Origin of the sequence: uncultured Gordonia sp., from assembly GCF_937858515.1 — a bacterium.
Classification (GTDB): Bacteria; Actinomycetota; Actinomycetes; order Mycobacteriales; family Mycobacteriaceae; genus Gordonia.
Genome location: NZ_CALLZT010000142.1, coordinates 104073 through 129113 on the forward strand (window position 1 = coordinate 104073; position 25041 = coordinate 129113).

Here is a 25041-nt window from a genome sequence, read left to right on the forward strand (position 1 = left end):
GTCAGCCACCCGGCCTGACCCAGGCGTGGCCGCCGACGATCTTCAGCGGCACCGAGCTGAGCTGGGCACCCGGCAGCGAGGTGCATTCGCCGCTGGTGGCGTCGTAACAGAACCCGTGCCAGGGACAGATGATCGTGCCCTCGTCCGCGTCGACCACGGCATCATCGAGGGGTAACCCTTGGTGGGCACAGGCATTGACGTATGCGGCCAGGCTCCCGGCCGCATTCACCAGCACCAGCTCGTGTGTCTGGGTGTCAGGCGTGCGGACCGACACCGCACGCAGCTCACCCACCGGCACGTCGGCAACACGCAACGTCCGCGACCAGCCGGCGGCCGCGAGATCACCGGACTCGTCGGACCCGGTGGCCGCACCGGCGGATGCAGGACTGCTCAGCGAGCTCAGCGGAATGAACGTCGGTGCGGGCTCATTGGGCAGTACCTGCACGGAGGTGATACCGGGAATCCCTGCGGTGAGCGCTGATTCAACGGTGTCCCGCATGGTGACCGCCGCCATCGAGCAGCCGTTGCAGGCGCCGGTCAGCCGGACATAGACGACCGACCCGTCGATGTGGGACAGTTCGACGTCGCCGCCGTGCCCCTGCAGCCCGGGCCGCAGCCGATCCACGATCTGACGTGCCAGCACTTGCGGCGACGGCCGGATCAGCCCGTGCATGGCAAACAGCATCCGCACCGTCGGGTCGTCGACGAGGCCGAACAGCAGTTCCTTGCCGCGAGGGTCGGCGCGCAGGGTCGTGATGATTGTCGTGAGTCCCTGTTTGTGCAGGCCCTCGAGCGCACCGACGGCGTCGTCGAAAACGGTTCGGGCGGCGGGGTCGAGATCGTCGGCGCGGGCGATGGCGCGGTCCAGTTGCCCGGCAAGGACCTCCAGATCGGTGCTCTCGCGTTCGAGCTGGTCGGTCATGCCGGACTCCCGTCGCGAGGCAGCACTGTCACCTTAGCCCTGCGCTGTGCGTCCCGGGGCGGAGCCGCCGGTACCCGTGCGGGGGACTCTGTCGGGGCCGCGTGCACTCCCATTCCAGAGGTGCGCCCGGCGGTGTCGGCACCCGGCATCCGGGCGTACTGCGCGGACGCCCGCGCCATCTCGGCGTCGAACCCGGCCTGATCGGGATCGGCCACCCTGCTCCGGGCGATCGCATCCAATACCTCGCGGACCGCGCGGATGGCCTCCCCGTCGAAGTCTTCCTCAAAGATGCTGCGCGCCTCGATGAGTCGTGCGTGGGCGGCGTCGAGATACCCGAGGTGGGCCAGTGCGTTGCCCTGGTTGGCCAGGACCCGGGCTCGCGCGGCCGGGTTGCTGTTACGCACGCCGGACCGCAGGATCTCCTCGTAGAGATCCACTGCTTCCAGGAGGTTCTCCTTTCGATGTGTGGATGGCGCGTACACCAACGAATTGGCCAGGTTGAGCGTCGCCATCGACCACGGTCCGGGGTGGTCCTGGGGTGTGAACACCCGGCGCGCGGCACGCAGTGACTGGGTCGCGATACCTATCCGCAACTGGCTGGTGGCCTCGACCATAGGGCTGGCCAGATAGGCTGTCGCCAAATCCAATTGCAGCGACGCCCAGACATAGGGCGCACTGTCCTGGGAGACCAGCGAAAGACCGTCGAGATAGTGGTTCATCGCCTCGGTGAGCGGCGCACCGGCCATGGAGAGCTGTTCGTGCATGACGCCGCCGAGGCGGCCGTGCAATTCTGCCCGCACCGCGGGCAGATCGGTGTCGGCCAATTCTACGAGCGCGGATTCAAGCTCGGCGCAGGCGGTTTCGGTATCACCACCGGTATCGAGCAGAACACCGGCCGCATTGCCCAGGACGACGGCAGCAAGGACCGGACTGTCGAAGGTGACCAGGGCGGACGCCTGGTGCAACAGCCGGTAGGCGCATGCGGGATCGCTTTCGAGCTGCGCCGACGCGGCGGCGGTCAGCAACAGGGCACGCAACTCGGGCGGACACCCCGGATGATCGGCCGGAGGAATATGGACGAGACCGACGATATAGCAGACAGCGTCGACCAGCGGCCGCCACGGCTCGGGGAGCCCGGCCCGCACAGTGGCGGCGTTCTCCAGGTCCGGCGACAGTGCCCAGCGGTTGTAGCGATCGATCGGATTCCTGGTGTCATGCTGCCGGGCAACGACTTCCGACGCCAAGCCCTCACCTACGGGGTCGGCGTAGGCGCGACGCACCTCGTCCAGGCCGGCCGGCCAGTTGCCGGGTAGGCGGCCGGAGACGAGTGCGGCGCGGACCGCGTCCTCATCGCCGGTTCGTGCCGGAATCAGCAGGAGCCCCGCCGGGAAACCGAAGATTCCCAGCGGTTGCGGGCTGGTGACCACCGGACCCGCGATCTCCGACGGAGCGGCGCGCTGTTCGGTGGTCGTCATCGCGCCACTTCCCCGATGCGCGGGTGCCGATCGGCACCCGGATCAAGCACGATGCGGGCGAGCCCGGCGGCGTCATCCCAGGACAGGGCGTAGGTGCCCGCCCGGTCGGCGAAGCCGAGTACCTCGTGGATCAGAACGGTCCTATCACCGGACGGATTTCGTTGCCGCAGAACCAGTCCGCCATGAGTGATGCCGTGCAGCGGTATCAGCTCCAGAACATCGGACCGTTCGTCGGGAGGTCCCCCGGCCACCAGCCGGGCAACCAGCACGTCGGCAGGAAACCATCGCCTCGCCACATCGTGGTCAAGATGAAGGTATCCGTCGGCGGTCAGGGTGACGGTGGGCGTATCCGCCGGCATCGTCGGCGCATTCCAGAACTCCTCCCCGATCAGCCCGGCCAAGCGGTGCATCGTGGCCTCGACGACGGGTGTCAACGGCTCACCCGGGGTGCAACCACCCACCTCGATGAGAAACACGGTGACGTCGGTGGGGCGTTGGGGTCCGAGCAGCCAATCCGCCAGCGAGAGAGCATGATCCCAGCGGAAGTTATGGCTGTGTACGCCTTCGGCCGGCGGCAGGTCGACCAGCGCGTCGGCCGGCACGCGGTACAGGGTGCCCGGCTCGGCACCGGTCGCCGCGGCGTCGACGAGCACGACCCGTGCGGCCCCGCGCATGGCGAATGCGACGTCCATGCCGGCGGTGCCGCCGTCGATGAGCCGCACCGAATCCGGCACGCCCTGCGAGTAGAGCGTCCGCACCAGGATGGGGCCGACGGCGTCGTCACCGCGCAGGATGTTCCCGCACCCGATCACCAGCACTTCGCAGGCCGGTGGCGAGAACCCGTCATCGAGCAATTGGTAAGGAGCAGAAGGACTGTCGGATTCGCGAGTACGCATATCAGCGACCTCAGACCATCCCGTTGACCACGAACCGCGACAATTCGCGACCCGACTTCCCGTCGTAGGCATGCACGGTGCACACCAGACACGAGTCGAATGATCGTGCGACATGGCCGAGTTCGACCGGGTCCTGCATATCTGTGATGGGCGTGCCGACCAACGCCTGCTCGATCGGTCCGAGGACGCCGTCGCCGTCGCGTGGGCCGATGTTCCACGCGGTGGGAGTGACCACCTGATAATTCTCGATCTTGCCCTTGTCGAGCACGATCCAATCCGAGAGCGCACCGCGCGCGGCCTCGGTCGAGCCGAATCCCCTGCCGGACTCGGGTTCTACCGGTTTGGTGTAGAACGACCCGCTCAGGTCCAGGCGGGACATCCAGTCCATCACCCACGTGTAGTACTTCGGCGCCTCGTGCATGCGGGCCATCTGCCGGACGAACACACTCGGTCCCAGTTTGTCGAGCATGTCCACGAACAGCGGATCGGAATCCTGATGCCCCAATGGGTCCGGGGCGCCGGCGGCGACCCGGCGGGCCAGTGGTCCGGCTTCCAGCGGCGTCCGGCCCAGGGTCGGGATGTCGTAGCGGGGCGACTTGGCCCACGAGTACTTGCCGTCCTTGCGGGTGGCGATTGGATCCACCGGAATCGTCTCCCCGTCCCACGGATGCAGAGGCCGATCACCCCGGAAGAAGGAATGCGCGACGTCCTCGGTCACGCGCAGGTGGTCGAAGGTGCTCCACGAACCGTCCGCGTAGACGCCGGACCGCCCGATCAGCGCGTCGTTGCGGGCGTCGATGGTGGGGTTCTCGTACATCGTCGGCTCGAAATATGTTCCGGTGCTGATGTATCGGCCGACGCCGCCACCGTACTTGTCCAATCCGATGTCGAGTGCGTACCGGATGAAGAAGCCGCAGTCGGAATCGTGCTGGGACTCGTTCTCGTACACCCAGGCGAGCATGTCCTCCCAGGTCTTGATCTCCAGCCAGCGCTCGATCGGGCATCCGAGCCATTCGGCCTCGAGCCAGTTGTCCTTCCAGTGGTTGAGAATCGCGGTGCCGCGGGTGACGTCGGCGAGGTTGGGGGCACTCATCACGCCACCGGGAACCATGAACGAACTGTGCGGCCACTGGCCGCCGAAGATCGCATAGACCTCGACGGGCTTGCCGGACAACACGACACCCTTCTGGTACGAGGTACCCACATAGGGTGCGAATCGCCGTACGGCCTCGTCGTACATCGATGACGACGCGTAATTCTTGTTCACCAGGTCGATGGCGAAAAGGGCGTAGAAGTAGCGCGGAATCGATTGCAGCGTCTCGCATGCCTGCGCGATATTGCGTACCAGGGTCGCATTCTGCGGAACGTGTGTCGACCACGCGGTGTCGAGTGCGTAACAGGCTTTGTACAGGTGCGAGCCGCCACAGATTCCGCAGATGCGGGGAGTGACGATGAGACCTGCCTGCGGGTCTTTGCCGCGCAGGATGATCTCGAATCCGCGGAACATCGCGGCCTCGGTGTGGGCGGAGGTCACGACGCCGTCGTCGATGGTGACGCGGACGTCGAGATCTCCTTCGACTCGGCCGAGAGGCGAGACGAAGAGGTCTACAGAACTGATGGGATCATCCACCGTAGTCATTACTATGCTTCCTTAACCTTGGGCTGTAGGTCGGAAAGATTTAGAGCTGAACGTTATTGACCGCTCAGATGGTGCTCGTTCAGACGACGAACATGTCCTCCTTCGACCATTGCGGGGCGGCGATCCGCGCGGCGGCGGCGTGCGCCATGTAGGTGATGTGATCGGCCCCCTCCGGGACCTCCTTGGGGATGGCTCCGGACACCTTCTGCGTCTTGAAGACGGTGTCCTTGGCCAGATCGAAGAAGGGGAACTCGGGTTCGGTACAGCCCAGACACGGCATTCCCGCACGTGTCTTGGACGATTGGCGGTTCCACAGGATCCGGTTGCACGGGGAGTGCGTCATCGGACCGCGGCAACCGAACTCGTAGAACAGGCAGCCGGTGCGGGTGCCCTCGCCGAAGGTCAGGGTCGACTGCTTGTACTCGAAGAACTGCACCCGGGTACACCCGGTTTGCGTGAATGTCTTGAAGAACGTCTGCGGCCGGTGCAGGTCGTCGAGGGCGATGTCGCCGGCCCGGCCGGTGGCCAGTGCGACGAGGATCTGGGTGATCCAATCGGGGTGCGCCGGGCATCCGGGAATGTTGATGACGGGAAGCCCGGACTTGCTGCGCCAGTGGGGGCCCAGGAATCCGCCGCGTTCGCGCTTGTGGAACTGCAGTCCGGTCGAATCGCTGGGATTCGGTGCGGCAGCAGGGATTCCACCCCAGCACGCACAGTCGCCGATCGCGACGACGATCGACGCGGCCGCGGACAACTCGGTGACCCATTCGAGCATCGGGCGGCCGGCGAACATATCCATCGAACCGGAGCCGTCCGGCCCGCGGATCACGGTGCCTTCGAGTACGAAGATGTCCAACGGCCGTGCGCCGGTGGCGCAGTCGGTGAATATCCTGGTGGCGTTGTCGCCGAGTTCCATACCCAGCGACGGATGCCACAACAATTCGAGACCGAAGTCGACGATGAGGTCGACGACGTTCGGTTCCTCGGCGTTGAGAAAGCTCATGGTGTTTCCTGAGCAGGCTCCGGCCTGGAACCACAGCACGGATGACATGTGATGGCCGTCCCTTCCTGTCGGTAATGCTTGTTACTTCGATTCGGTCAGTCGCTCGCCGACTGCCTTGGCAATGGTGACGGCATAGCTCAGCGTGAGTTGAACATCTTTGTCGCGCAACGCCTTCATCGCCGAGACGAAGCCGCGAACACGCACCGGACGCCGGTGGAACCGTTCCACACCCTGCGCCGCGCCACCGACGACGGCATCGAGGTCGTCGAGCGCGCCGGCGGTGAAGCCGGGCTGATTCGACAGCCGCTCGACGATGCCGGAGTCTGCCACGGCGACCATCGCCGGTGTGATCTTCGGGAGCACCGCGCACAGGGCCACCACCGACTGCGCGAGCGCCGCGGGGTCGAGGCGCTGGTCGCCGGCCGTGCCGTCGGTCGCGCCCCGTAGTTCGGCGATGCCCCGGAGTTCGGCGATGCCCCGGAGTTCGGCGATGCCACTGAGTACCGAGTCGCCGATCACCTCGCTTCGGGAAATAAGCTGGTCAAGGCCGGTGACGAGGACGGCGAGCAGGTCGGCGTGATCGAGCAGTGTGAGAAGTGAGCCGACGACTGCCGGATCCTTCAACCGTTCGGCGAGTTGTTCCTCGGGAGTCAGGGGTACGTGAATCCCGAACCCGAACGGACTGTCGACGGCAGTTGTGACGACAGGCACGATGGACCTCCTTGGGTGGGCTGCACCATAGTAGATGGCACGTTCGACCGTAGAGAGCCGTCGTCGGCTGTGCTATCGAGATCCCGCATCCACTATCCAAATTGCGCATTTTTCTTGCACCGTGTGCGCTAACGGGTTGATAGTGGGTTGCGGGACCTGGGACAGACCGGAGGTGGCATGTCGACCGAAGCGGCTGATGTCACCAGCCACCTGTCACGATTGAGCTTCCTCGATGCCGCGCGTACCCGGGCGCCCGTCCGGCGCCGGATCCGTTCTCGCAGGGTGCCCAACGCATTGCAGGGTCACCTGGTCGCGCAGTCCGATATGCCCGGTGAGGCAACGAAATTCATCTCGATGCTGCTCGGCAGGACGACGATCAGCGTCGACACGGGGCACGCGGACGGCTTTCATGCGACACTGCACGGCATCCAGACACACGATGTGGCGATGGCCCATCTCGACCTCGCCGCGCCGTGCACATTGGACGTGGCGCAGTCGGCCGAAGCGTTTACCGTGCACATGACGACGGTGGGACAGGCTGCCGTGAGTATCGGCGAGGTCCGGCACGCCATCACGCCGTTTTTCGCACTGGTGGTATCGCCGGGGATGCGCTACCAGTTGCATCTGGAGCTGGACTCCCCGCAGCTGATCATCCGCGTCGAACGGGCCGCCATGGAGCAGCAGCTCTCGCGCATGCTGGGACGGGCGCTGGCGGCCCCCATCGTGTTCGAACCGATCGGTGATCTCACTGTCGATGCCGCGGTCCGGTGGCACGGTGCCATCCAGATCCTCTCCAGCGAGGTGCTCTCACCCGGATCGCTGCTGCGGCGGGGCACCGGTACCGAAGCCCTCGGCGAACTTCTCATCTCCACCCTGCTCTACATCCAGAAGCACAACTATTCGAGCGGACTGCACCGTCCCGCAGCGTCCGGCCGACCGGCCGTCCGGCGCTCCGTCGACTACATCGCCGAACATCTCGCCGAACGGATCACGTTGGAGGCTCTCAGCGACTACGCCGGAATGAGCGTCCGGACGATTCAGAGCGGATTCCAGCAGGATCTGGGCACCACCCCGGTCGCCTACATTCGTGAACAGCGGCTGCTCAAGGTGCGCGCCGATCTCCAGCGCGCGGTACCCGGTGACGGTCTGACGGTGACGGAATCGGCTGAACGGTGGGGTTTTTCGCACTTGGGCAATTTCTCGATCCTTTACCGGAAACGATTCGGTGAATCGCCGTCGACAACTCTCAAGAGGTGACCGCAGGTGCACGAATTGTCTCTGTGCCACGCCGTGATGGGCGTCGTCGATCGTGCGCGTGGCGATCGCACGGTGTCACGGGTGCAACTGCGGGTGGGACAGTTGCGGCAGGTCGTTCCCGAAACCCTCTTGTACTGTTGGGATTTGGTCACCGAAAACACCCCGATGGCGGGCGCGGTCCTGGACATCGACCATGTGCGGGTCCGGTTGCATTGCACGGACTGTGGGGCGGACACCGTCATCGAGAAATCGCTCATTCTGCTGTGTGACAGCTGCCGATCACCTACGGTGCAGGTGCGCGAAGGTGAGGAATTCCTGGTCACCACAGTACATTTCGCAACACCGACCGCTCCCCTCTCAGCCCCCGCCGAGGAAAACGATCCCGAGGAGAACAGTTATGGGCCGATTCCATCGACATGACGACGGCACCGTCCACCAGCACGAGCATCCACACGAACATGAACATGAACATGAACACGACTCCGCGGTGGCCACCGATCTCGGCGACCATACCGGCTATGAGACCGGCGCCGACCGGATCGACGTCCTGGAGCGGATCTTCGATGAGAACGATCGCGCGGCAGCGGCCAACCGCGCAGCCTTCGACGCGCAGAACGTCACCTGCGTCAACCTGATGTCTGCACCAGGTGCGGGCAAAACCGCTCTGCTACAGCGCAGTCTGGGCGAGCTGCGTGATCGTGGTGTACGCACCGGTGTCATCGAGGGAGACATCGAGACCAGTATCGACGCCGACCGCCTGGCCGGACTCGGGGCGCAGATCTCGCTGCTGAACACTGGCAACGGATTCGGCGGGGAATGCCATCTCGACGCACCGATGGTGGCGCGGGCATTGACCGGTCTGCGGCTCGCCGACCTGGACCTGCTGCTGGTGGAGAACGTCGGAAACCTGGTGTGCCCGGCCGAATTCGATGTGGGTGCGCACTCGTCGGCGATGGTGTACGCGGTGACCGAGGGGGAGGAGAAACCGCTCAAGTATCCGGTGATGTTCCGCGCCGTGGATCTGGTGGTCGTCAACAAGATCGACCTGCTGCCGTATCTCGACTTCGATATCGACCTGTTCGAGGCGAACCTGGCCACCGTGAACCCCACCGCCCGGACGATTCGTGTCAGTACGAAAACCGGAGTGGGACTGCCGGATTGGCTTGACTGGGTGACGGCCCCGGAGCGCCGCTGATGCTGCCGCGGATCGACCACCGCGACGACCGGATCGGCTTCTGGTGGTGTTCCCCCGACGGGGTCCGGACACCGTTGGCCGAGCTGATCGCACTACCGGGTGCCGAGCCGGACCGTTGGCTGCCCACCCATCTGGAGGCGTTCGACGACGTGCTGATCGACATCGCCGAAAGGTTCGGGCAGATCCTGGGTGGTGGCCGTCGGCCGACCGGCGACGAATACGACGTACTCGCGCAGGCCTACGCGGTCATCGACCACACAACCGTCGAGTACGTCGACGCGCTGCACGCCGCGGACATGCGGCCGGATATCCGCGCCGGCGAGATCCTGGGTACGGCGGCGCTGATGGGTATCCGGCTGCGGGAGGTCATCGGGCTGTGCGGGCCCGCCCCGTTCGATGGCTCGCTGGACACGCCATCACCCGGCGTGGTCAGCGGACACGCGGGGCTGCACTGGGTCGACGGCCATCCCTGGCGAGGAGCCCGCTGGCTGATCGTGACCGAAGACGGCCGTCGTCTTCCCGCCGCGCTCGCGATGTTGCTGAACGACAGTTCTGGCGTCGACAAACAGTCCTGCATCGACGAGCATCGCGCGGCGCTGGAGCGGGTCACCGACGCGGCCACCGATCCGGCAGCGGCACCCGAGGTCGCTGGGGGCGCCCTCGACTGGCTGATCTTCGACTGGGTGATGGCGCACCGCGACGGGCCCGACAGCGCAGCGGTGGTGATCCCCTCCGGTCGCCGGGCCGATGCCGCGGCCCTCGTCGCGGGGATCTCGCGTTCTGTCCGGGTACGCGCCCGCTACGATCCGGCGCTGGCCGATCTGCGGACGCCGACCGGCTGACCGTGCCTGAGGGCTGTGCAACCCGTACGCAGTGCCCGACGACGCTGCTAGGTTGGCTCCCATGCCAGAGATCGCCAAGTCAGTCAATGACCTGTTTCTGAACCCCCGTACCTACGATCCGTCTCATTTCGACGCCGAGACGGCCCGCCTGCTGCGCGCGACCATCGACTACTTCGAGGGTGTCGGCAAGACCGAACTGTTGCGCCGCGACCACAACGCGGTGTGGGTCACCGACTACCTCGACTTCGTCAAGCGGGAGAAGCTCTTCTCCACCTTCCTGACCAGGGCCGATTACGCCGACGGCGACGACAACCGGCGCTGGGACACCTCCCGTAACGCTGCACTCAGCGAGATCTTCGGGTTCTACGGCCTGGCGTACTGGTACGCCGAGCAGGTCACCATCCTGGGCCTCGGGCCGATCTGGATGAGCGACAACGACGAGGCCAAGAAGAAGGCGGCCCAGCAGCTCGCCGACGGTGGCGTGATGGCCTTCGGCCTGTCCGAACGGGCCCACGGCGCCGACGTGTACAGCACCGACATGCTGCTCACCCCCAACGAAGACGGTGGCTTCACCGCAAACGGCACCAAGTACTACATCGGCAACGGCAACGTCGCCGGGATGGTGTCGGTATTCGGCCGGCGCACCGACATCGACGGCCCCGAGGGCTATGTCTTCTTCGTCGCCGACAGTCAGCGCCCCGACTACCACCTCATCGACAACGTCACCCACGGCCAGATGTACGTGAGCACGTTCGCGCTGGAGAACTATGCCGTCACCGAAGCCGACATCCTGCACACCGGCCCGCAGGCCTTCGCCGCCGCACTCAACACCGTCAACATCGGCAAGTTCAACCTGTGCAGCGGTTCGGTGGGCATGGTGGAGCATTCGTTCTACGAGGCGATCACCCACGCGCACAACAGGATTCTGTACGGCAACCCGGTCACCGACTTCTCCCACGTACGGGGCAATTTCGTGGAGGCGTTCGCCCGGATCGCGGCGATGAAACTGTTCAGCAACCGCGCCATCGACTATTTCCGCAGCGCGAGCCTGGAGGACCGTCGCTACTTGCTGTTCAATCCGATGACCAAATCGAAGGTCACCTCGGAGGGTGAAAAGGTGATGACGCTGCTGCTCGACGTCGTCGCGGCCAAGGGCTACGAGAAGTACACCTACTTCCACCAGGCCAACCACTACGTCGGGTGGTTGCCGCGCCTGGAGGGAACGGTGCACGTCAACGTGTCCCAGATCCTCAAGTTCATGCCCAACTACTTCTTCAACCCCACCGAGTACCCCGAGATCGGCACTCGCCTCGATGCGGCCGACGACTCGTTCTTCTGGGCGCAGGGCCCCGTCGGCGGCACCGGCAAGATCCAGTTCGCCGACTGGACCAAGCCGTACGAGGAGTTCACCAACCTGCCGAACGTCGCGGTGTTCTACGAGCAGGCCAAGGCGCTCAAGGAACTGCTCGTGACCGCCGGTCCGTCGGCCGACCAGCAGAAGGATCTCGACTTCCTGCTGACCATCGGCCACCTGTTCTCACTGGTCGTCTACGGCCAGCTCATCCTCGAACAGGCCAAGCTCCTCGATCTCGATCCCGCACTGGTCGACCAGATCTTCGTGACGACGATCCGCGACTTCTCGGCGTACGCCGTCACCCTGCACGGCGCAACCGCCGCCACGCAGGCGCAGCAGCAGTGGGCCCTGGGTGCCATCCGCGCCCCCCACGTCGACGACGAGCGCTTCGCCCAGGTCTGGGACATGGTCGTCTCCTTCGACGGCGCCTACGAGATGCCCGCCTGACGTTTTCCGAAAAGTTCCTGGAGATATGGCGTCTCTCAGGGGCATATCGCCCTTGAGAGACGCCATATCGGAAGTTTCTCGTACCCGCTGTTGTGCTCCCGGCACAAATCTGAGCGTTGAGTTAGTCCGGCCTGGGAGTTCCCGTCGGATTCCGACGTGAGCAGGTGGCTTGTCGCTGTAAGGTTCCCGACTGTACAGAAGGAGCATCCATGAGCAGCTTGGCAACCATCGTCCGGACCGGTGTCGTCGCCGTTGCCGTCGCCTCAGTGCTGGCGGCGTGCGGCGACTCCGGGGACTCGGCGTCCGGGGAATCGACGGCGAGTGCCACGAGTGTGGTCGCGTCGAGCAACTCCGCCCCGGTCACGCCCGCTTCCGTCGAACCGGCCTCAGCTCCGAAGACCATCCAGGAGTACATCAGCGCAAACAAGATCGCCGAGTTGGTCATCCGGCGCGGTGACCCCGGCCCGGTGGTGGATCTTCCGGTACCCGACGGTTGGAAGGTTCAGAACGATCTGGATGCCGCACCGTACGGGGCGATCGTCTACACGAAGACCGAGGTGCCGAGCAATCCTCCGCGGATCCTGGCGCTGATGTCGAAGCTGACCGGTGATGTCGACAGGGACAAGCTGCTCGAGCTCGCGCCCGGCGAACTGCACCAGCTCGACGGCTGGAGCGGACCCGCTGACGGCACCCGCGGCACCCTCGGTGGGTTCGACTCGGTGCAGATCGCCGGCACCTACGTCAAGGACGGTAGCAATGGTGTGATCGGGCAGAAGACGGTGATCATCCCGGGTAAGGACGGGTCCACGTACGTTTTGCAGCTCAACGCCTATGCCGACGCTTCCGAGCAGGGAATTCTCGGTGCGGCGACAGAGCAGGTGGACAAGAAGACGAAGATCACCGTGTGACGGGGATATTCTTCGGTCACCTATAGCACCTATAGCCATGTCGGCTCGGGTTCTGACGTATGTAAGTCGAACGTATGGAAGTCGAACGTATGTCAGTCGGGGGAACCGGCCGACGTCGCATCGAGCACGAGCAGTGCGGCCTCGACGTCCAGCCTGTCGTCGCCGATCGGCCGGCCACGGCGTTCGATGGCCCGCCCGACCCGGTACTTGACCGAATTCGGGTGCAGCAGAAGCTCTTCGGCGGTGGCCTTGTAACTGCCCCCCGTGCGGAGGAACACCTGTAGCGTTGCCCGCATCCGTGCGTCGGGTTCGGTGTCCGAGGCCAGCGGACCGAGTACAGTCTCGGCCCAGTCGTGGGCGGCCTGCCGGTCGGTGCCCACAAGGGCGGTCAGCATCATCCCCGGATCGGCGGCATCCACCACCGAATGGTCACCGGCCACCCGACGCAGAGCAATCGCCTCCCGATGCGACCGGCGGAACCCGGACAGGCCGGATTGGACGGTGCCGAACGTGAATCGTGGGCCGTCGGCCCGGGCGGCCAGACGCGCCGCGGCCTCCCGGATGCGCGGCACCATCGCGTAGTCGGTGATCGGCAGCCATCCCCACGCCGCGTGGTGGTCGGCCGCGACGAGCAGTGGTCCGTCGACGACGGAGGCAAAATCGCGGATCAGCACAGCGGGCAGGTTGGTGGAAATGGAGACGCTTTCCTCGGGATACCAGGCCGTCAACGCCATGTGGACCCCGCGCAGCCGGTACCCGATCTCGACGCCGGTGGCATCCTGATCGACGTCGTCGTCGTCGGCGAGGAGTTCGCGGATGCGGACGGTCCGGGCGCCCGACCGGCCCTGTACCCACCGGTCGCGCTCCAACTCGTACGTGTCGATCACCTGCTCGGTGACCGCGTCGACCTGTGTGAGTGACCACAGGGTGATCCAGTCGTGCGCCAGGAGTTTGACCTCAGTGCTCGCAGATGTGGCACGCAGACCGGTCAGTATCGCCGGCAACATCACGCCCTGTCCGAGCCGGTAAGCGCGGACCAGCGCGGTGACCCGGAGGCCCCGCTGCGCCAGCCATCGGGTGTATTCCTTTGCAGCGGAGGGTAGTTCGACACTATCGGGGGAGATGCCCTCGGTGAGGGCCTCGAGGACGCTGTCGATGTTGGCCCGCACGCTCGACGTCAGGGGGTCCTGGCTTCTGCTGCCGTTCAATTCGGGTAGTTCCGCCACGATCCGGGCCGTCACCTCGGCTGCCATTGCCGCGGGATCCAGTGACGTCGCGGCCAGCAGCACGACCGCCTTCACCGTCGCTTCGTCGGCAAGATCCATTTCCACAGAGTAGATCCTCGCCGAATCGTGACCCCGGGACTTCGTCTTCGGGGGACGAAATAGATACGGGTTCTTTGTTTCCCGAAGACTATGTGAGCCATATCACATAGCCGTAGGGTTGTTCCTTGCCGAACCAGTTCTGACCAAGGAGCCAAGGTGACTTTCGCATCTCTGCCCGATCAACGCGCTGAGGCGGCGCCGCACGCACCCGCCCTGGCTGACGACACGCTCGACCTGGACAACACCGCGTTCGCCGATGCGGTCCGGCGCGCCACGGCAACCCTGCGTGCCGCCGGCGTGGGACACGGTGACGTCGTAGCAATCAAACTGCCCAATACGGCGGTGCTGGTGGTGGGTATGTTCGCGGCCTGGCGCCTGGGTGCCGCCGCCACCCCGATCAACCCGAGTCTCACCGCCGCCGAGGTTGAGTACCAGATCACCGACGCCGCCGCTACGGTCCTCATCAGTTCCGATGGTGCTGAGGCGAGTGTTCCTCTGCTGGACGCCGACAGCCTCACCGCGGCCGAGCCCGACGGCGCGGACCCAGCGGCCCAGCCGTCGGATGTGGCGCTCCTGATCTACACATCGGGCACCACCGGGCGCCCCAAGGGTGTGGTGCTCGATCACGCCAATCTGGTCAGCATGGTCGAGATGAACGCGTCGAACACCGACATCAGCGAGTCCGACCACAGCCTGCTCATCCTGCCGCTGTTCCATGTGAACGCGATCATCGTGAGCGTCCTCGGTCCGCTCGCCAACGGCGGCTGTGTGACGATCGCCGGCAGATTCGATCCACGGACCTTCTTTGATCGCCTCGAATCCACTGGGGCGACGTACTTTTCGGCAGTCCCCACCATCTACACGATGCTGCTGGGATTGCCGCCGGAGGTGCAACCGGACACCTCGAAGGTCCGGTTCGCGGTGTGCGGTGCGGCGCCGGCCAGCGTCGAACTGCTGGAGGGCTTCGAGAAGCGTTACGGTTTCCCGCTGGTCGAGGGCTACGGCTTGTCCGAATGCACGTGCGCGGCCACCTGCAACCCGATCGACGGTGTCCGCAAGGTCGGTTCGGTCGGTCCGGCGCTGCCCGGAGTGGAGATCAAGATCGTCGATCGCGAGGGACAGTCGTGCCCGGTGGGAGAACCTGGCGAGGTCCTGCTGCGCGGCGCAAATATCATGCGCGGCTACCTGAATCGGCCGGAGGAGAACGAGAAGACCCTCATCGACGGCGGCTGGCTGCGTACTGGCGATGTCGGATATCTCGACGAGGACGGCTACCTGTTCCTGGTGGACCGGGCCAAGGACATGATCATCCGGGGCGGCGAGAACATCTACCCCAAGGAGATCGAAACCGTGGTCTACGGTGTGCAGGGGGTCGCCGAGGCGGCGGTGATCGGCCGCCCGGACGAGAAATACGGCGAGGTCCCGGTGCTGTACGTCTCCACCCATCCCGGCGTCGAATTGGGCCCCGAGGCCATCACCGAGCACCTGCGCACGCAGCTCGCGAGATACAAGCAGCCCGTCGACATCATCATCACCGACACCCTGCCGAAGAACCCCGTGGGCAAGCTGGACAAGCCCACTCTGCGTCGTATCGATCAGTCCGCCTGAACCCGGTCCGCTTGAACTCTCAGTTCTTTCACACTCGTAAGGACGAATTGTCATGGGATTCACCAAACCCGATCTACCCGAAGTAGTTCCCGAGGAATACCTGGCGCTGCCGCTGCAGGAGCGGCTGGCGATCTCGACACACCGCTGGGTCGATTACGGCTTCGGCACGGCGAAGATCTTCTTTCTCATCTACGCGGTAAAGCTGGTGTTCTTCTACGCCCTTCCGGGTATCATCATCACCACCGCCACCTCCGGTCTGCATTTCTGGGAGGTGGACACCTGGTGGGATCAGCCGATCATCTACCAGAAGTTGATCATCTGGACGATGTTCCTGGAGTCGCTGAACCTGGCCGGTGCCTGGGGGCCGCTGACCAACAAGTTCAAGCCGTGGACCGGCGGGTTCCGGTTCTGGTCCCGTACCGGCACCATCAGGCTGCGGCCGTGGACCTGGGTGCCCGGGACCGCGGGCACCACCCGAACCCCGCTCGACGTCGGCATGTACTTCCTGTTCCTCATCTCGCTGGTGGTGGCGCTGGTTGCCCCTGGCGGGGAGTTGGAAGATTCCGCACCGCATCGGCTGATCGATCCGAAGCTGCTGATCGCGCCGCTCGTGCTTATCTGTCTGATCGGATTCCGGGACAAGGTGGTGTTCCTGGCCTCTCGCGCCGAACAGTACGTACCGGCCCTGCTGATCTTCGCGATCCTGCCCTACGCGTCGTTCGCGACGATGATCGTCGCCGGGAAACTGCTCATCGTCGTCGTGTGGGTGGGCGCGGGTCTGTCGAAGGTCGGCCTGCATTTTGTCAATGTCATTCCGGTGATGGTGTCCAACAGTCCGATGCTGCCGTGGAAATCCTTGCGGCGTGCGAACTATCGCAATTACCCCAACGACCTGCGGCCGTCGAAACTGGCCCGGTTCATGGCCGATATCCTCGGCGCGATCGGTGAGATCGCGGTGCCGATCCTGCTGTTGTTCTCGGTGAACCGCACACTCACCGTCGTCGGCGTGGTGTTCATGATCTGCTACCACCTGTTCATCATTTCCACCTTCCCGCTGGCCGTGCCGCTGGAATGGAATCTGCTGTTCATCTACATCTCGATCATCCTGTTCGTGGGATTCCCCGCAGGTGACGGGTACTCGGTGGTGGACATGAATCCGCCGTGGTTGATCCTGGTCATCTTCGCGATGCTGATCTTCTTCCCGGTGCTCGGCAACATCCGCCCCGACAAGGTGTCTTTCCTGCCCTCGCTGCGCCAGTACGCCGGCAACTGGGCTGTGGGGCTGTGGGCGTTTGCGCCCGGTGCCGAGGACAAGCTCAATCGGTTGACCAAACGCCCGATCCCGCCGCTCATCGATCAGCTGGAGGCGATCGACGTTCCACGGGAATGGGGTGAGGTGATCGGTGATTTCGGGTTGAGCTGGCGCGCTATGCACAGTCAGGGCCGGGGCGTATATTCGACGATGATGCGCTTCGTTCAGGACATCGATCTGCGCAGAATCCGCGAAGGTGAGGTTATGTCGGGTATCTGCACCGGTTTCAACTTCGGCGACGGTCACCTGCACGACGAGAACATGATTGCCGCGGTCCAGGAACAGGTGCGTTTCGATCCGGGCGATGTGATGATCGTGTGGGCCGAGTCGCAGCCGATCACCCGGTTCGAGCAGGACTTCAAGATCATCGACCCGGCCGTGGGTGTGCTCGCGAAAGGCACTTGGAGCGTGCGTGATTGCGTGAACGCGCAGCCGTGGCTCCCTGACGGCCCGATCCCACTGAACATCACGTGGACGTCGGACCCGAAGCGCTTCCCCCTGGGTGTTTCGTGATGAGAGTCTCGTGAGCACAGCCACGATCGTGGGCGGCGGGCCCAACGGGCTCGCCGCCGCGATCACCCTGGCCCGCGGAGGCATGGAGGTCACGCTGCTGGAGGCCGGCGACACCGTCGGCGGCGGACTGAGGTCCTTCGAGGCGATCGTGCCCGGGCTGGTACACGATCATTGCGCGGCCATCCATCCGATGGCGGTCGGGTCACCATTCCTGGCCACTCTGGACTGCGAACGGCTCGGATTGCACTGGCGTTCAGCCGAACTCGACTGTGTACACCCGCTCGACGACGGCAGCGCCGGAGTGCTCCATCGCAGTGTCGCCGACACCGCTGCCGGCATGGGAGCCGACGGCGGTGTGTGGCGGGCACTGTTCGACCGCCCGGTCCGGAAGTTCGACGTCCTCGGACCGGCGGTGTTGGACTCGCTCGTCAAGGTGCCGCGGCACCCGTTCGAACTGGCCCGGTTCGGTATGCCGACCGTGCTGCCGGGGTCGGTACTGGCCCGGTTCTTCCGCACTCCTCAGGCGAGGGCGTTGTGGGGCGGTATCGCCGCGCACACCTTCCGGCCGCTGAACCAACCGCTGACGTCGGCGATCGGGCTCGGCATCACCACCGCCGGACATCGGTTCGGTTGGCAGGTGGCCGAGGGCGGATCGGGACGGATCGCCGACGTGATGGAGCGGACGCTGCTCGAACTCGGTGGGCGGATCGAGACCGGGGTTCGCGTCTCGTCGTTCGCGGATCTGCCATCGGCGGATGTGACGATGTTCGATCTGGACCCGCGGGCGGTGGCTGCGATCTGCGCTGACCGGCTACCGAACCGGGTGCTGCGTGAGCTGCGCCGGTTCCGGCACGGACCGGGTGCCTTCAAGGTGGATTTCGCTGTCCGCGAGGGTATTCCGTGGACCAACCCGGATGCCCGGCGCTCCGGAACCGTCCACCTGGGTGGTGACTTCGCCGAGGTCGCCGCCACCGAACGGACGATCCAGCAAGGTCGGATGCCCGAGCGGCCGTTCGTGCTGGTCGGGCAGCAGTACCTGGCCGATCCCGGCCGCAGCGTCGGGGACGTGCACCCGGTATGGGCCTACGCCCATGTCCCCAACGGTTACCGGGGCGACGCCACCGAGGCGATCATCGGTCAGATCGAACGTTTCGCGCCGGGCTTCCGCGACCGCATCGTCGGCAAGGAAGTCTGCTCCACAACCGAGATGCCCAGCTACAACAGTAATTACGTCGGTGGCGACATCAACACCGGATCGAAGGACGCCGTGCAACTGGTCCTCGGCCCCCGACTGTCGGTGCACCCCTACGATCTAGGCGTCCCTGGTGTGTATATCTGCTCGGCTGCCACCCCACCCGGCCCGGGAGGCCACGGCATGTGCGGCTTCCATGCCGCCGAACGTGCCCTACGCAAGCTACCCAACTAATCGGAATCCTGGTGCTCGTATATGGCACCAGGATTCCGATTTGTTCTGTGGTCAAGCCACTTTCGCGCCGGTGCGGTAGGCGAGGTCGTCACGGTTGGCCGACATCGCCGCGAAGAACACGTCGACGAGATTGGTGAGGTGGCGCGGGGCGAACGGTATCGCGACCATATCGATCTCCTGCCAGATATTTCTGTTGACCAGCGACCACTTGACGAAAGTGCTGCGCCGGTTGAGGATTCCGATCTCCACTTCACTCGCGCGCCGCGAGTACACCCCGTGCGCGACCCTCGCCATGATGGTGACGGCAGGCTGGTTGGTGTGCACGCGAACCCACACGACCTGGCCCATGTGCGAGAGCACGAAGTCGTCATCGTCGTCGGTCTCGGGCATCTCGCCGAACTTTTCCCGCAGGGCCTCGCCGACCCAGCCCAGCAGCTCGGCCCGGTCCTCGGCGACCCGCACCAATGCCGCCGACGTGGTGGTGTCGGTGCGCTCGGTGGCATTGAACTCGCGCCACAGGTCGTGGGAGCCTTCGGATGACCGCTTGTCGCGGTCCTGAATGTTGTCCATGTCTCCTCCTTCGGGAGTGGGTGATTCGTCAGTTATCGCTGTGCGGCGATCCGACCGAGTGCCTCGTCGAATGCCGAGTTGGGGTTCACCCGAGGCAGTACGCCACGCACCGCGGAGGTGGCCTCGGCCAGGCCGACGCCCCGCTCCAGCGCGTATGCGATGCCGACGGTCGGGGTCCGGCGGTGTGCGGCGACGCAATGAACCAGCACAACCTGTCCCTCATCCCGCAGTGCAGCAACAGTTTTCGCTGCATCATCCAGAATGAAATCGAGATTCGGATTCTCCGACCGGAGTTCCGAGTCCATCAACCAGTAGCAGATGTGCTCGACTCCGGCCGGAGGGACCTGCTCGGTGCCCACTCGGCACAGGCTGATCACCGCCGTGACCTCTGCGGGCAGCTTGTCGAGTGCGTCCAGGTCGCCGAGCAACACACCGTCGTCGTAGGGGTGTTCCACGAGTACGCCGGTCGTGCCCCCATCCGTCATCCGCGACGCATTCGGCCACACACCGGGTTTCGGACCGCCGGAGGTCGCCTGAATGGCGGCGTGCACGAGATCCTCACCGCGCTTGCCCGGGTAACCGTGCAGGATGCGGCGCCACTTCGCAGGGATCGCCGACGCGCCCCACTTCGCACCGATCAGCGCGCCGGCGATCGCCGCGACGGTGTCGGTGTCGTCGCCTATTCGGATCGCGGTGCTCAGCGTCTCGGCGAAGCCGTCGGAGTGAACGATCGCCGACCAGGCCGCCTGCAGTGCGCTGACCACCCATCCGTTCGGATTGAATCGTTTCGGGTCGGAGGTCTCGGCCTCGTCGATCCGCTCGGTCCAGTAGGCGACGGCGTCGTCGTCGAGGTAGCGCAGGCCGCCGCGCAGATCCAGCTCACCGTCGATGACGGTGCGGCGGATCGACAGCGACCACAGCACGCATGCTTCCTGTGCCCGCGGATCGAAATGCGTCAGCGCGCTGATCTTGCGAGCGGCGTCGGCGACCGCGTCGGGATTGCCGAGGAACGGCAGCGCGACGGCAGCGGTGCGCATCAGCGATCCGTTACCGGCGGTGCGCCCGGTCTGCTCGTGAAAGCCCGCGGCGGCCGCGGTCAGTTCGACCGCTGTCGGATCGGCGCCGGCCCGGCCCAGCACGTTGCTGGTCTGGATGCCGATGTCGGCGGGGCGGGATTCGTACCACGTACGGAAGTTGCGCCCGATCGCGGTCAGTGCGGCGTCGGACCGCAGGTCCTGGCCGGTCGCGGCGACGTCCAGGATGCACCACGCCATCGTGGTGTCGTCGGTCCATTCGCCCGGGGCGAAGTTGCCCAGGCCGCCGCCGATCATCTGCGGACCGTCGGTGCCGACGCGTGCCGATCCGAATTCGTAGCCTGCACCCAGTGCGTCGCCGACGGCGGAACCGAGGACCGCGCCACATGCGCGGTCTGTCTGTGCTGAATTCAGCTTCATGCCGAACTCCTTCTCTTTAGCGCTTCAAAATCTCTAAAGAGAAGTTAGCACGCGAAGTGCGCTAATGTAAAGCCATGGCTGTGAGCGAACTCGAAAACTACCCCCGACCTGGGGTTACGGTTGATCTGGCGATCCTGACGGTGTGCCGGGCACCGTACGATCCCGCGCTGCACGTACTCATCCAGGACCGGACCAACCCTGACGGCCGCGCACTCCCTGGCGGTTTCATGCGCGAACGCACGACCGTCGCGCAGACCGTCGACGACGTGTTCGGCCGCAAGGTTGGCATCCGGCCGCAGCGACAGACCCATCCGCGACTGCTGCGGCTGTTCGACGATCCGGCCCGCGACAACCGCACCTGGGTGATCTCCGCCGCCCACTCCGTATCGATGTGCGAGACCGACCTGGCGTCTGCGACAGGCACCCTGGTACCCGTCGACGCCGACGGCCGGATCATGAGGGAGGACCCGCTGCTGTTCGACCACAACGAGATCGTCGCCGCCGCGGTCATGGGCCTGCGTGAACGCTACGAGTTCCGGCACCGCTATGCCGACACCCTCCCCGACCCCGACGGCTTCCTCCCCGAACCGTTCACCCTGCATCAGCTCCGCAGAGTCCACGAGGCCGTCGTCGGAACCCGCGTCCACAAGGACAATTTCAACCGCCGCATGAAACCGTTCCTGGAACCCGTCCTCCAAGACGGCCGCCCGCTCCTCTCCGAGGGTGACCGAGGCCGCCCCGCCGCCCTCTACCGCCGAGCGTGACGTCCCCGCGCTACGCGGGAGTGGGTTGCGGCCGGTAACCTTCGGCCTCGGCGATCTGGTCGTCCATGACGGGTCTCATCCGGTCGATGAGAGCGCACCAGCCATCGTGCATCTCCGAGGTCCACCGGTCGCCGAGCCCGTCACCGATGGTGTCCCGGATCATGTCGAACATGTCGAACATCATCTCGCGTCCGACTCCCCACGCCACGTGGTCGGCGATCCAGTGGGTGGTGTATTCGATCGGGGTCGTGTGGTCCGCCACGTCGGAAAGCAGCATGAGAACCGACGACATCATCCGCGATTCCATGTACTTGTCGAAGGCGAACATCTCTTCACCTTCGGGGTACTTGACGAAGAACCGCTCGTAGATCATCGGCGTGGGGTCGCCGACGAATTCGTCATACAGTTCGAGGGACCGGAGCACGGCCGCGTCACCGGTGTCGGGCTGCTCCATCGCAAACCTCCCACTCGATCCGATGTCCGATAGCCGCATGCTTCCACCCGCACCCACCGCGGGCAATACCCTCACCACCGAACGTGACCTTGGTCCCGCCCCCTTCCCGCGTCCAGAACTTCGTCCCGCGAATCCGATATCGTGACAACCAATTCGCGGGACGAAATCTGCGACGCGGGAACGTCCGTTACCGGACGGCGTAGGCCGGGAAGACGACGAGCGAGCCGTCGGCTTTTTGGGCAATCTCGATCGCGACGTCGCTGCGGGACTGGGTGGAAGGCATCCGGTCGGGGAGCTCGCGCAGTCGTGCAGTGGTGTTCAAGAGCTTGTCGATGTCTCCGGCTCCGATGGTGAAATCCATGATTCCGTGTGATCGATCGAGCCTCAGCGTCGAAAGTCGTTGTAGGAACTCCGAATGGTCACCGACCAGTTGGTTGAGGCTGCGCTGGTCGGACTTCAGTGCGTCGACGAAGTTCTCGAATGGGTTGTCCTCGTCGTGTTGCGCATGTTCGACGGCCTGCAGAACGAGCACGCGATGTTTGAGTGCGATGGCCAGGTCAGCCAATTCGAGGTACGCGTAGAACTCACTGTCCGGGTCGTCGATGCCGGGGATCGCTTCACGTAGTTTGGCGAGTTCGACTTTCGGTCCTTCGGGCAGTTGGCCGAGCGCGGTGAGCCACTCGCGTAAACGGCTGTCGGCCAGACTGATTCCCTTGTCGATGACATGCACCGCGGTGTCGAGTCCGAGGGAGTGGCCCACGCGACCGCGATCCAGCAGGACCGCCGTCGCCTTCTCGATCGCGGGCACACACGCATTCAGATCCGTGCGTTCACTGTCCAGGTTGGCCTTGTCGAGCTTCTTGAGGAGTGTTTCGAGCCGGGCGATGGCCTCCTGACGTTGGCGTTCGGCGTGGGCACTGATACCGACTGCGACAGCCATCAGGACCAGCGGAGCGGCGACGGTCAGCACTCCCGCACCGGCAACGGCGGTCCCTGCCGTCGCCGCCGAACCGCCGACGGCGCCCATCGCCGCCGACTTACCGGCGACGACGGGCACGAACTTTGCCTGCGCCGCAATGCCCGTTTTTCCCACCAGTGCGCTGTGGATGCCGCCACCCGCCGCCTTCATCGATGTGATGACACCACTGCCGACCGATGCCGCAACCTTGTCCGGAACGACCATCCGGTACAGGGTCTCGCCGGAAGCCGCTACCCGTGCCTTCGGGGTGTTCGACACCAACTGCGCGAGATGCTTCGCCAACGGACTCGCGCTTTCCAGTGGAATCCCACGCTTCTCGTCGAGGTTCTTGGGCGACGGATGGGCTTCGAGTGTGGCAATGGGCGACGAGGCGAAGGTGGCCAGCGCACTCCGCAGCTGGTCGAGCTTGTCCGGCGTCATCTGCTCACCGCGGGCCAGATCGGGGCTTCGGCTTCCTGCGTGGCCAGCGTCCAGACCGGCACGACGGCCTGCGTCGTGTTTCTCGTGTAGTCCACAGCCACGTGCGCCGCTCCGCGGCTTTCAGGGCGAAACCCTCGACCGGTTCGCATTGCGGAAGATCCTAGCGCGAGACTCCGACAATTCGCCCGGCCGGTGCGCAGCTATCCGGCTGCGGTAAGGCGCGCTGTCAGCGATCCGAGGTTGGGCAGGTATACCTGCGCCCAGGCGTGGGATTCGACGGCGGTGTCGCGCAGCGCGTCGGCGTGATGGTGGTCGGCGACGGCGGATGCGGCGGAATCCAGGTCGTCGATGGTGTTGACACGGTCGAGCCAGTCCTGTCTGTCGGCCCGCCGCTGCACCTCCGTGACGATCGCCCGGTACGCGTCGAGCGCTTCGAGTCGCGCGAGCAGGGCGTCGATCCGTTCGTCGAGGATGCGGGACTTCTCGATGTAGACGCCGACGATCTCCGCGTCGAGCGCCCGCTGGGCGATCGGTGCCGGTCCGAGTAGTTTGTCTTGTTCGGCGAGGGTTTTCGCGGCTTCGGTCAGGTAGGTGATCTCGGCGGTCAGGTCGACCCGGACGCTGTGCAGGTCGAAGAAGTCGCGTCCCCATACGGGCGTGCGGTGGATGCTGTCGGCGACGTGAGCGGCGGTGACGGCGATACGGCCGGCCTGTTTGCGGGACATGACTTCCAGGGCCTTGCGTTCGTCGTCGCCCAGTCGGTAGTTGCGGTTGAGGCGCTCCCGGGCGATCTCGGGGGTTTCGTGATGTTCGGGTGCGTCGACGAACGGCAACCAGCTCAGCCCGACCGCACGGGCACGCAAGGTGAAATCCCGACCCAGCCAAATATCGGCGACCATGATGGCGAAACCGCCGTATTCGCCCTCACCTGGCCGCCGGGCCATTGGCAACATTGACTGCCGGGTGATCTTGTCACACAACGCGTTAAGCCGATCCCTGTGGTTGCGACGATCCGTCGCCAACTGCTGCAGCGGTGTCGGGGGAGGTTTCCGGAATATTCGGTGGGTCCCCGCAGCCGGAGATCCGGACCTACGGCGTACACCTCGCGCGACAGCCAAGCTCACCAACACCACACCGGCCATCACGACCAGCACCAATTCGGACATGGCGGAAGTCAACCACGGTGGTACGACATGGGCCGGTACCGGCACCTGCGCCCAATGTGTACCGATTCACGTACTCCTGTCCGAGGTCGGTTGATCGCCGCGAGCATGGACTACGTGGGATTCGCCGATCGCCGGCGGGGAATGTTCGAGTTGATGTTCCGGCACGACCAGCTCGACGGTGCGGGCGCCGGCCGATTTCGGTTCGGCGTTGAGGAGTTGCTTGGACGCGGACACCCCGGCTCGTCCGGCGTGTCGCGGGCAACTCGCTGCGCGGGAACAACTTGTCGAACATATCGACGGAAGGACTGGTATTCGATTACCTGTTCTAGTAATCTGATGAGTATCAGGCAATCGTGGCCGGGAGGGGTTGCCCGGCCACGATGAGTACCGCAATCGGTGAT

At 65.0% G+C, this 25041-nt stretch carries 23 protein-coding genes; 10 read left to right on the top strand and 13 right to left on the bottom strand.

What is annotated here, in order from left to right; genetic code table 11:
* Position 1 precedes the first annotated feature (1 nt).
* The 6 genes from Q0627_RS13675 to Q0627_RS13700 all read right to left on the bottom strand — a co-directional run bounded on the left by Q0627_RS13675 (position 2) and on the right by Q0627_RS13700 (position 6646).
* Positions 2–922, bottom strand: coding sequence for a NifU family protein (locus Q0627_RS13675; RefSeq protein ID WP_298810695.1), 921 nt, complete (start codon positions 920–922; stop codon positions 2–4).
* Positions 919–2397 (bottom strand): hypothetical protein, encoded by a 1479-nt coding sequence (locus Q0627_RS13680; protein ID WP_298810698.1) that lies wholly within the window; start codon positions 2395–2397, stop codon positions 919–921. Before Q0627_RS13680 ends, Q0627_RS13675 begins: the two co-directional genes overlap by 4 nt.
* Positions 2394–3293, bottom strand: coding sequence for a hydrogenase maturation protease (locus Q0627_RS13685; RefSeq protein WP_291011341.1), 900 nt, complete (start codon positions 3291–3293; stop codon positions 2394–2396). The genes Q0627_RS13680 and Q0627_RS13685 overlap by 4 nt, the downstream gene beginning before the upstream one ends.
* A gap of 10 nt (positions 3294–3303) precedes the next feature.
* Entirely contained in the window at positions 3304–4932 is a 1629-nt protein-coding gene (locus tag Q0627_RS13690; protein WP_298810702.1) for a nickel-dependent hydrogenase large subunit, read from the bottom strand.
* A 79-nt stretch (positions 4933–5011) separates the two neighbouring features.
* Positions 5012–5983, bottom strand: coding sequence for a hydrogenase (locus Q0627_RS13695; RefSeq protein WP_291011346.1), 972 nt, complete (start codon positions 5981–5983; stop codon positions 5012–5014).
* 33 nt (positions 5984–6016) lie between these two features.
* A complete protein-coding gene (locus Q0627_RS13700) occupies positions 6017–6646 on the bottom strand; it encodes a DUF1641 domain-containing protein (RefSeq protein ID WP_291011348.1) in 630 nt (209 codons plus the stop codon).
* Positions 6647–6823: 177 nt separating this feature from the next.
* Here Q0627_RS13700 and Q0627_RS13705 point away from each other — a divergent pair, with 177 nt between their 5' ends.
* The 6 genes from Q0627_RS13705 to Q0627_RS13730 all read left to right on the top strand — a co-directional run bounded on the left by Q0627_RS13705 (position 6824) and on the right by Q0627_RS13730 (position 12649).
* The gene (locus Q0627_RS13705) at positions 6824–7903 is read left to right on the top strand and encodes an AraC family transcriptional regulator (RefSeq protein ID WP_298810705.1); all 1080 of its coding nucleotides are present in this window, start codon (positions 6824–6826) and stop codon (positions 7901–7903) included.
* A gap of 6 nt (positions 7904–7909) precedes the next feature.
* Positions 7910–8323, top strand: a complete 414-nt coding sequence (locus tag Q0627_RS13710) for a hydrogenase maturation nickel metallochaperone HypA (RefSeq protein ID WP_291011352.1) — start codon at positions 7910–7912, stop codon at positions 8321–8323.
* The gene (gene hypB / locus Q0627_RS13715; RefSeq protein ID WP_298810708.1) at positions 8301–9098 is read left to right on the top strand and encodes a hydrogenase nickel incorporation protein HypB; all 798 of its coding nucleotides are present in this window, start codon (positions 8301–8303) and stop codon (positions 9096–9098) included. The genes Q0627_RS13710 and hypB overlap by 23 nt, the downstream gene beginning before the upstream one ends.
* Positions 9098–9940 (top strand): hypothetical protein, encoded by an 843-nt coding sequence (locus Q0627_RS13720; RefSeq protein ID WP_298810711.1) that lies wholly within the window; start codon positions 9098–9100, stop codon positions 9938–9940. The genes hypB and Q0627_RS13720 overlap by 1 nt, the downstream gene beginning before the upstream one ends.
* A 61-nt stretch (positions 9941–10001) precedes the next feature.
* The gene (locus Q0627_RS13725; protein WP_298810713.1) at positions 10002–11741 is read left to right on the top strand and encodes an acyl-CoA dehydrogenase family protein; all 1740 of its coding nucleotides are present in this window, start codon (positions 10002–10004) and stop codon (positions 11739–11741) included.
* Positions 11742–11950: 209 nt separating this feature from the next.
* Positions 11951–12649 carry an LpqN/LpqT family lipoprotein gene (locus Q0627_RS13730; protein WP_298810715.1) on the top strand — a complete coding sequence of 233 codons (699 nt, stop codon included), beginning with the start codon at positions 11951–11953 and terminating at the stop codon, positions 12647–12649.
* Between the two features lie 92 nt (positions 12650–12741).
* On the opposite strand, the gene Q0627_RS13735 is transcribed toward Q0627_RS13730, so the two are convergent.
* Complete coding sequence (locus Q0627_RS13735) at positions 12742–13974, bottom strand: helix-turn-helix domain-containing protein (RefSeq protein WP_298810717.1); 1233 nt, start codon at positions 13972–13974, stop codon at positions 12742–12744.
* Between the two features lie 156 nt (positions 13975–14130).
* On the opposite strand from Q0627_RS13735, the gene Q0627_RS13740 reads away from it, so the two are divergent.
* Genes Q0627_RS13740 through Q0627_RS13750 form a run of 3 tightly spaced genes read left to right on the top strand, consistent with a single transcriptional unit; the run spans position 14131 to position 18833 of the window.
* Positions 14131–15582: a class I adenylate-forming enzyme family protein gene (locus Q0627_RS13740; RefSeq protein ID WP_291011366.1), complete on the top strand. Its 1452-nt coding sequence runs from the start codon at positions 14131–14133 to the stop codon at positions 15580–15582.
* Positions 15583–15634: 52 nt separating this feature from the next.
* Complete coding sequence (locus Q0627_RS13745) at positions 15635–17407, top strand: DUF3556 domain-containing protein (protein ID WP_298810721.1); 1773 nt, start codon at positions 15635–15637, stop codon at positions 17405–17407.
* 10 nt (positions 17408–17417) lie between these two features.
* On the top strand, positions 17418–18833 hold the full coding sequence (locus tag Q0627_RS13750) for an NAD(P)/FAD-dependent oxidoreductase (protein WP_291011370.1): 1416 nt from the start codon (positions 17418–17420) through the stop codon (positions 18831–18833).
* Positions 18834–18884: 51 nt separating this feature from the next.
* On the opposite strand, the gene Q0627_RS13755 is transcribed toward Q0627_RS13750, so the two are convergent.
* On the bottom strand, positions 18885–19403 hold the full coding sequence (locus Q0627_RS13755; protein WP_291011372.1) for a T3SS (YopN, CesT) and YbjN peptide-binding chaperone 1: 519 nt from the start codon (positions 19401–19403) through the stop codon (positions 18885–18887).
* Between the two features lie 32 nt (positions 19404–19435).
* Positions 19436–20857: an ADP-ribosylglycohydrolase family protein gene (locus Q0627_RS13760; protein WP_291011374.1), complete on the bottom strand. Its 1422-nt coding sequence runs from the start codon at positions 20855–20857 to the stop codon at positions 19436–19438.
* Positions 20858–20931: 74 nt separating this feature from the next.
* Between Q0627_RS13760 and Q0627_RS13765 the strand changes: the two genes are divergently transcribed.
* On the top strand, positions 20932–21621 hold the full coding sequence (locus Q0627_RS13765) for an NrtR DNA-binding winged helix domain-containing protein (RefSeq protein ID WP_291011376.1): 690 nt from the start codon (positions 20932–20934) through the stop codon (positions 21619–21621).
* Between the two features lie 10 nt (positions 21622–21631).
* Here Q0627_RS13765 and Q0627_RS13770 read toward each other — a convergent pair whose 3' ends face one another.
* The 4 genes from Q0627_RS13770 to Q0627_RS13785 form a co-directional block, all read right to left on the bottom strand.
* Entirely contained in the window at positions 21632–22075 is a 444-nt protein-coding gene (locus Q0627_RS13770; protein WP_291011378.1) for a globin, read from the bottom strand.
* Positions 22076–22262: 187 nt separating this feature from the next.
* Entirely contained in the window at positions 22263–23474 is a 1212-nt protein-coding gene (locus tag Q0627_RS13775; protein ID WP_324384667.1) for a hypothetical protein, read from the bottom strand.
* A 200-nt stretch (positions 23475–23674) separates the two neighbouring features.
* Positions 23675–24418, bottom strand: coding sequence for a hypothetical protein (locus Q0627_RS13780; protein ID WP_291011380.1), 744 nt, complete (start codon positions 24416–24418; stop codon positions 23675–23677).
* A 288-nt stretch (positions 24419–24706) separates the two neighbouring features.
* Entirely contained in the window at positions 24707–24874 is a 168-nt protein-coding gene (locus Q0627_RS13785) for a hypothetical protein (protein WP_291011381.1), read from the bottom strand.
* Positions 24875–25041 lie beyond the last annotated feature (167 nt).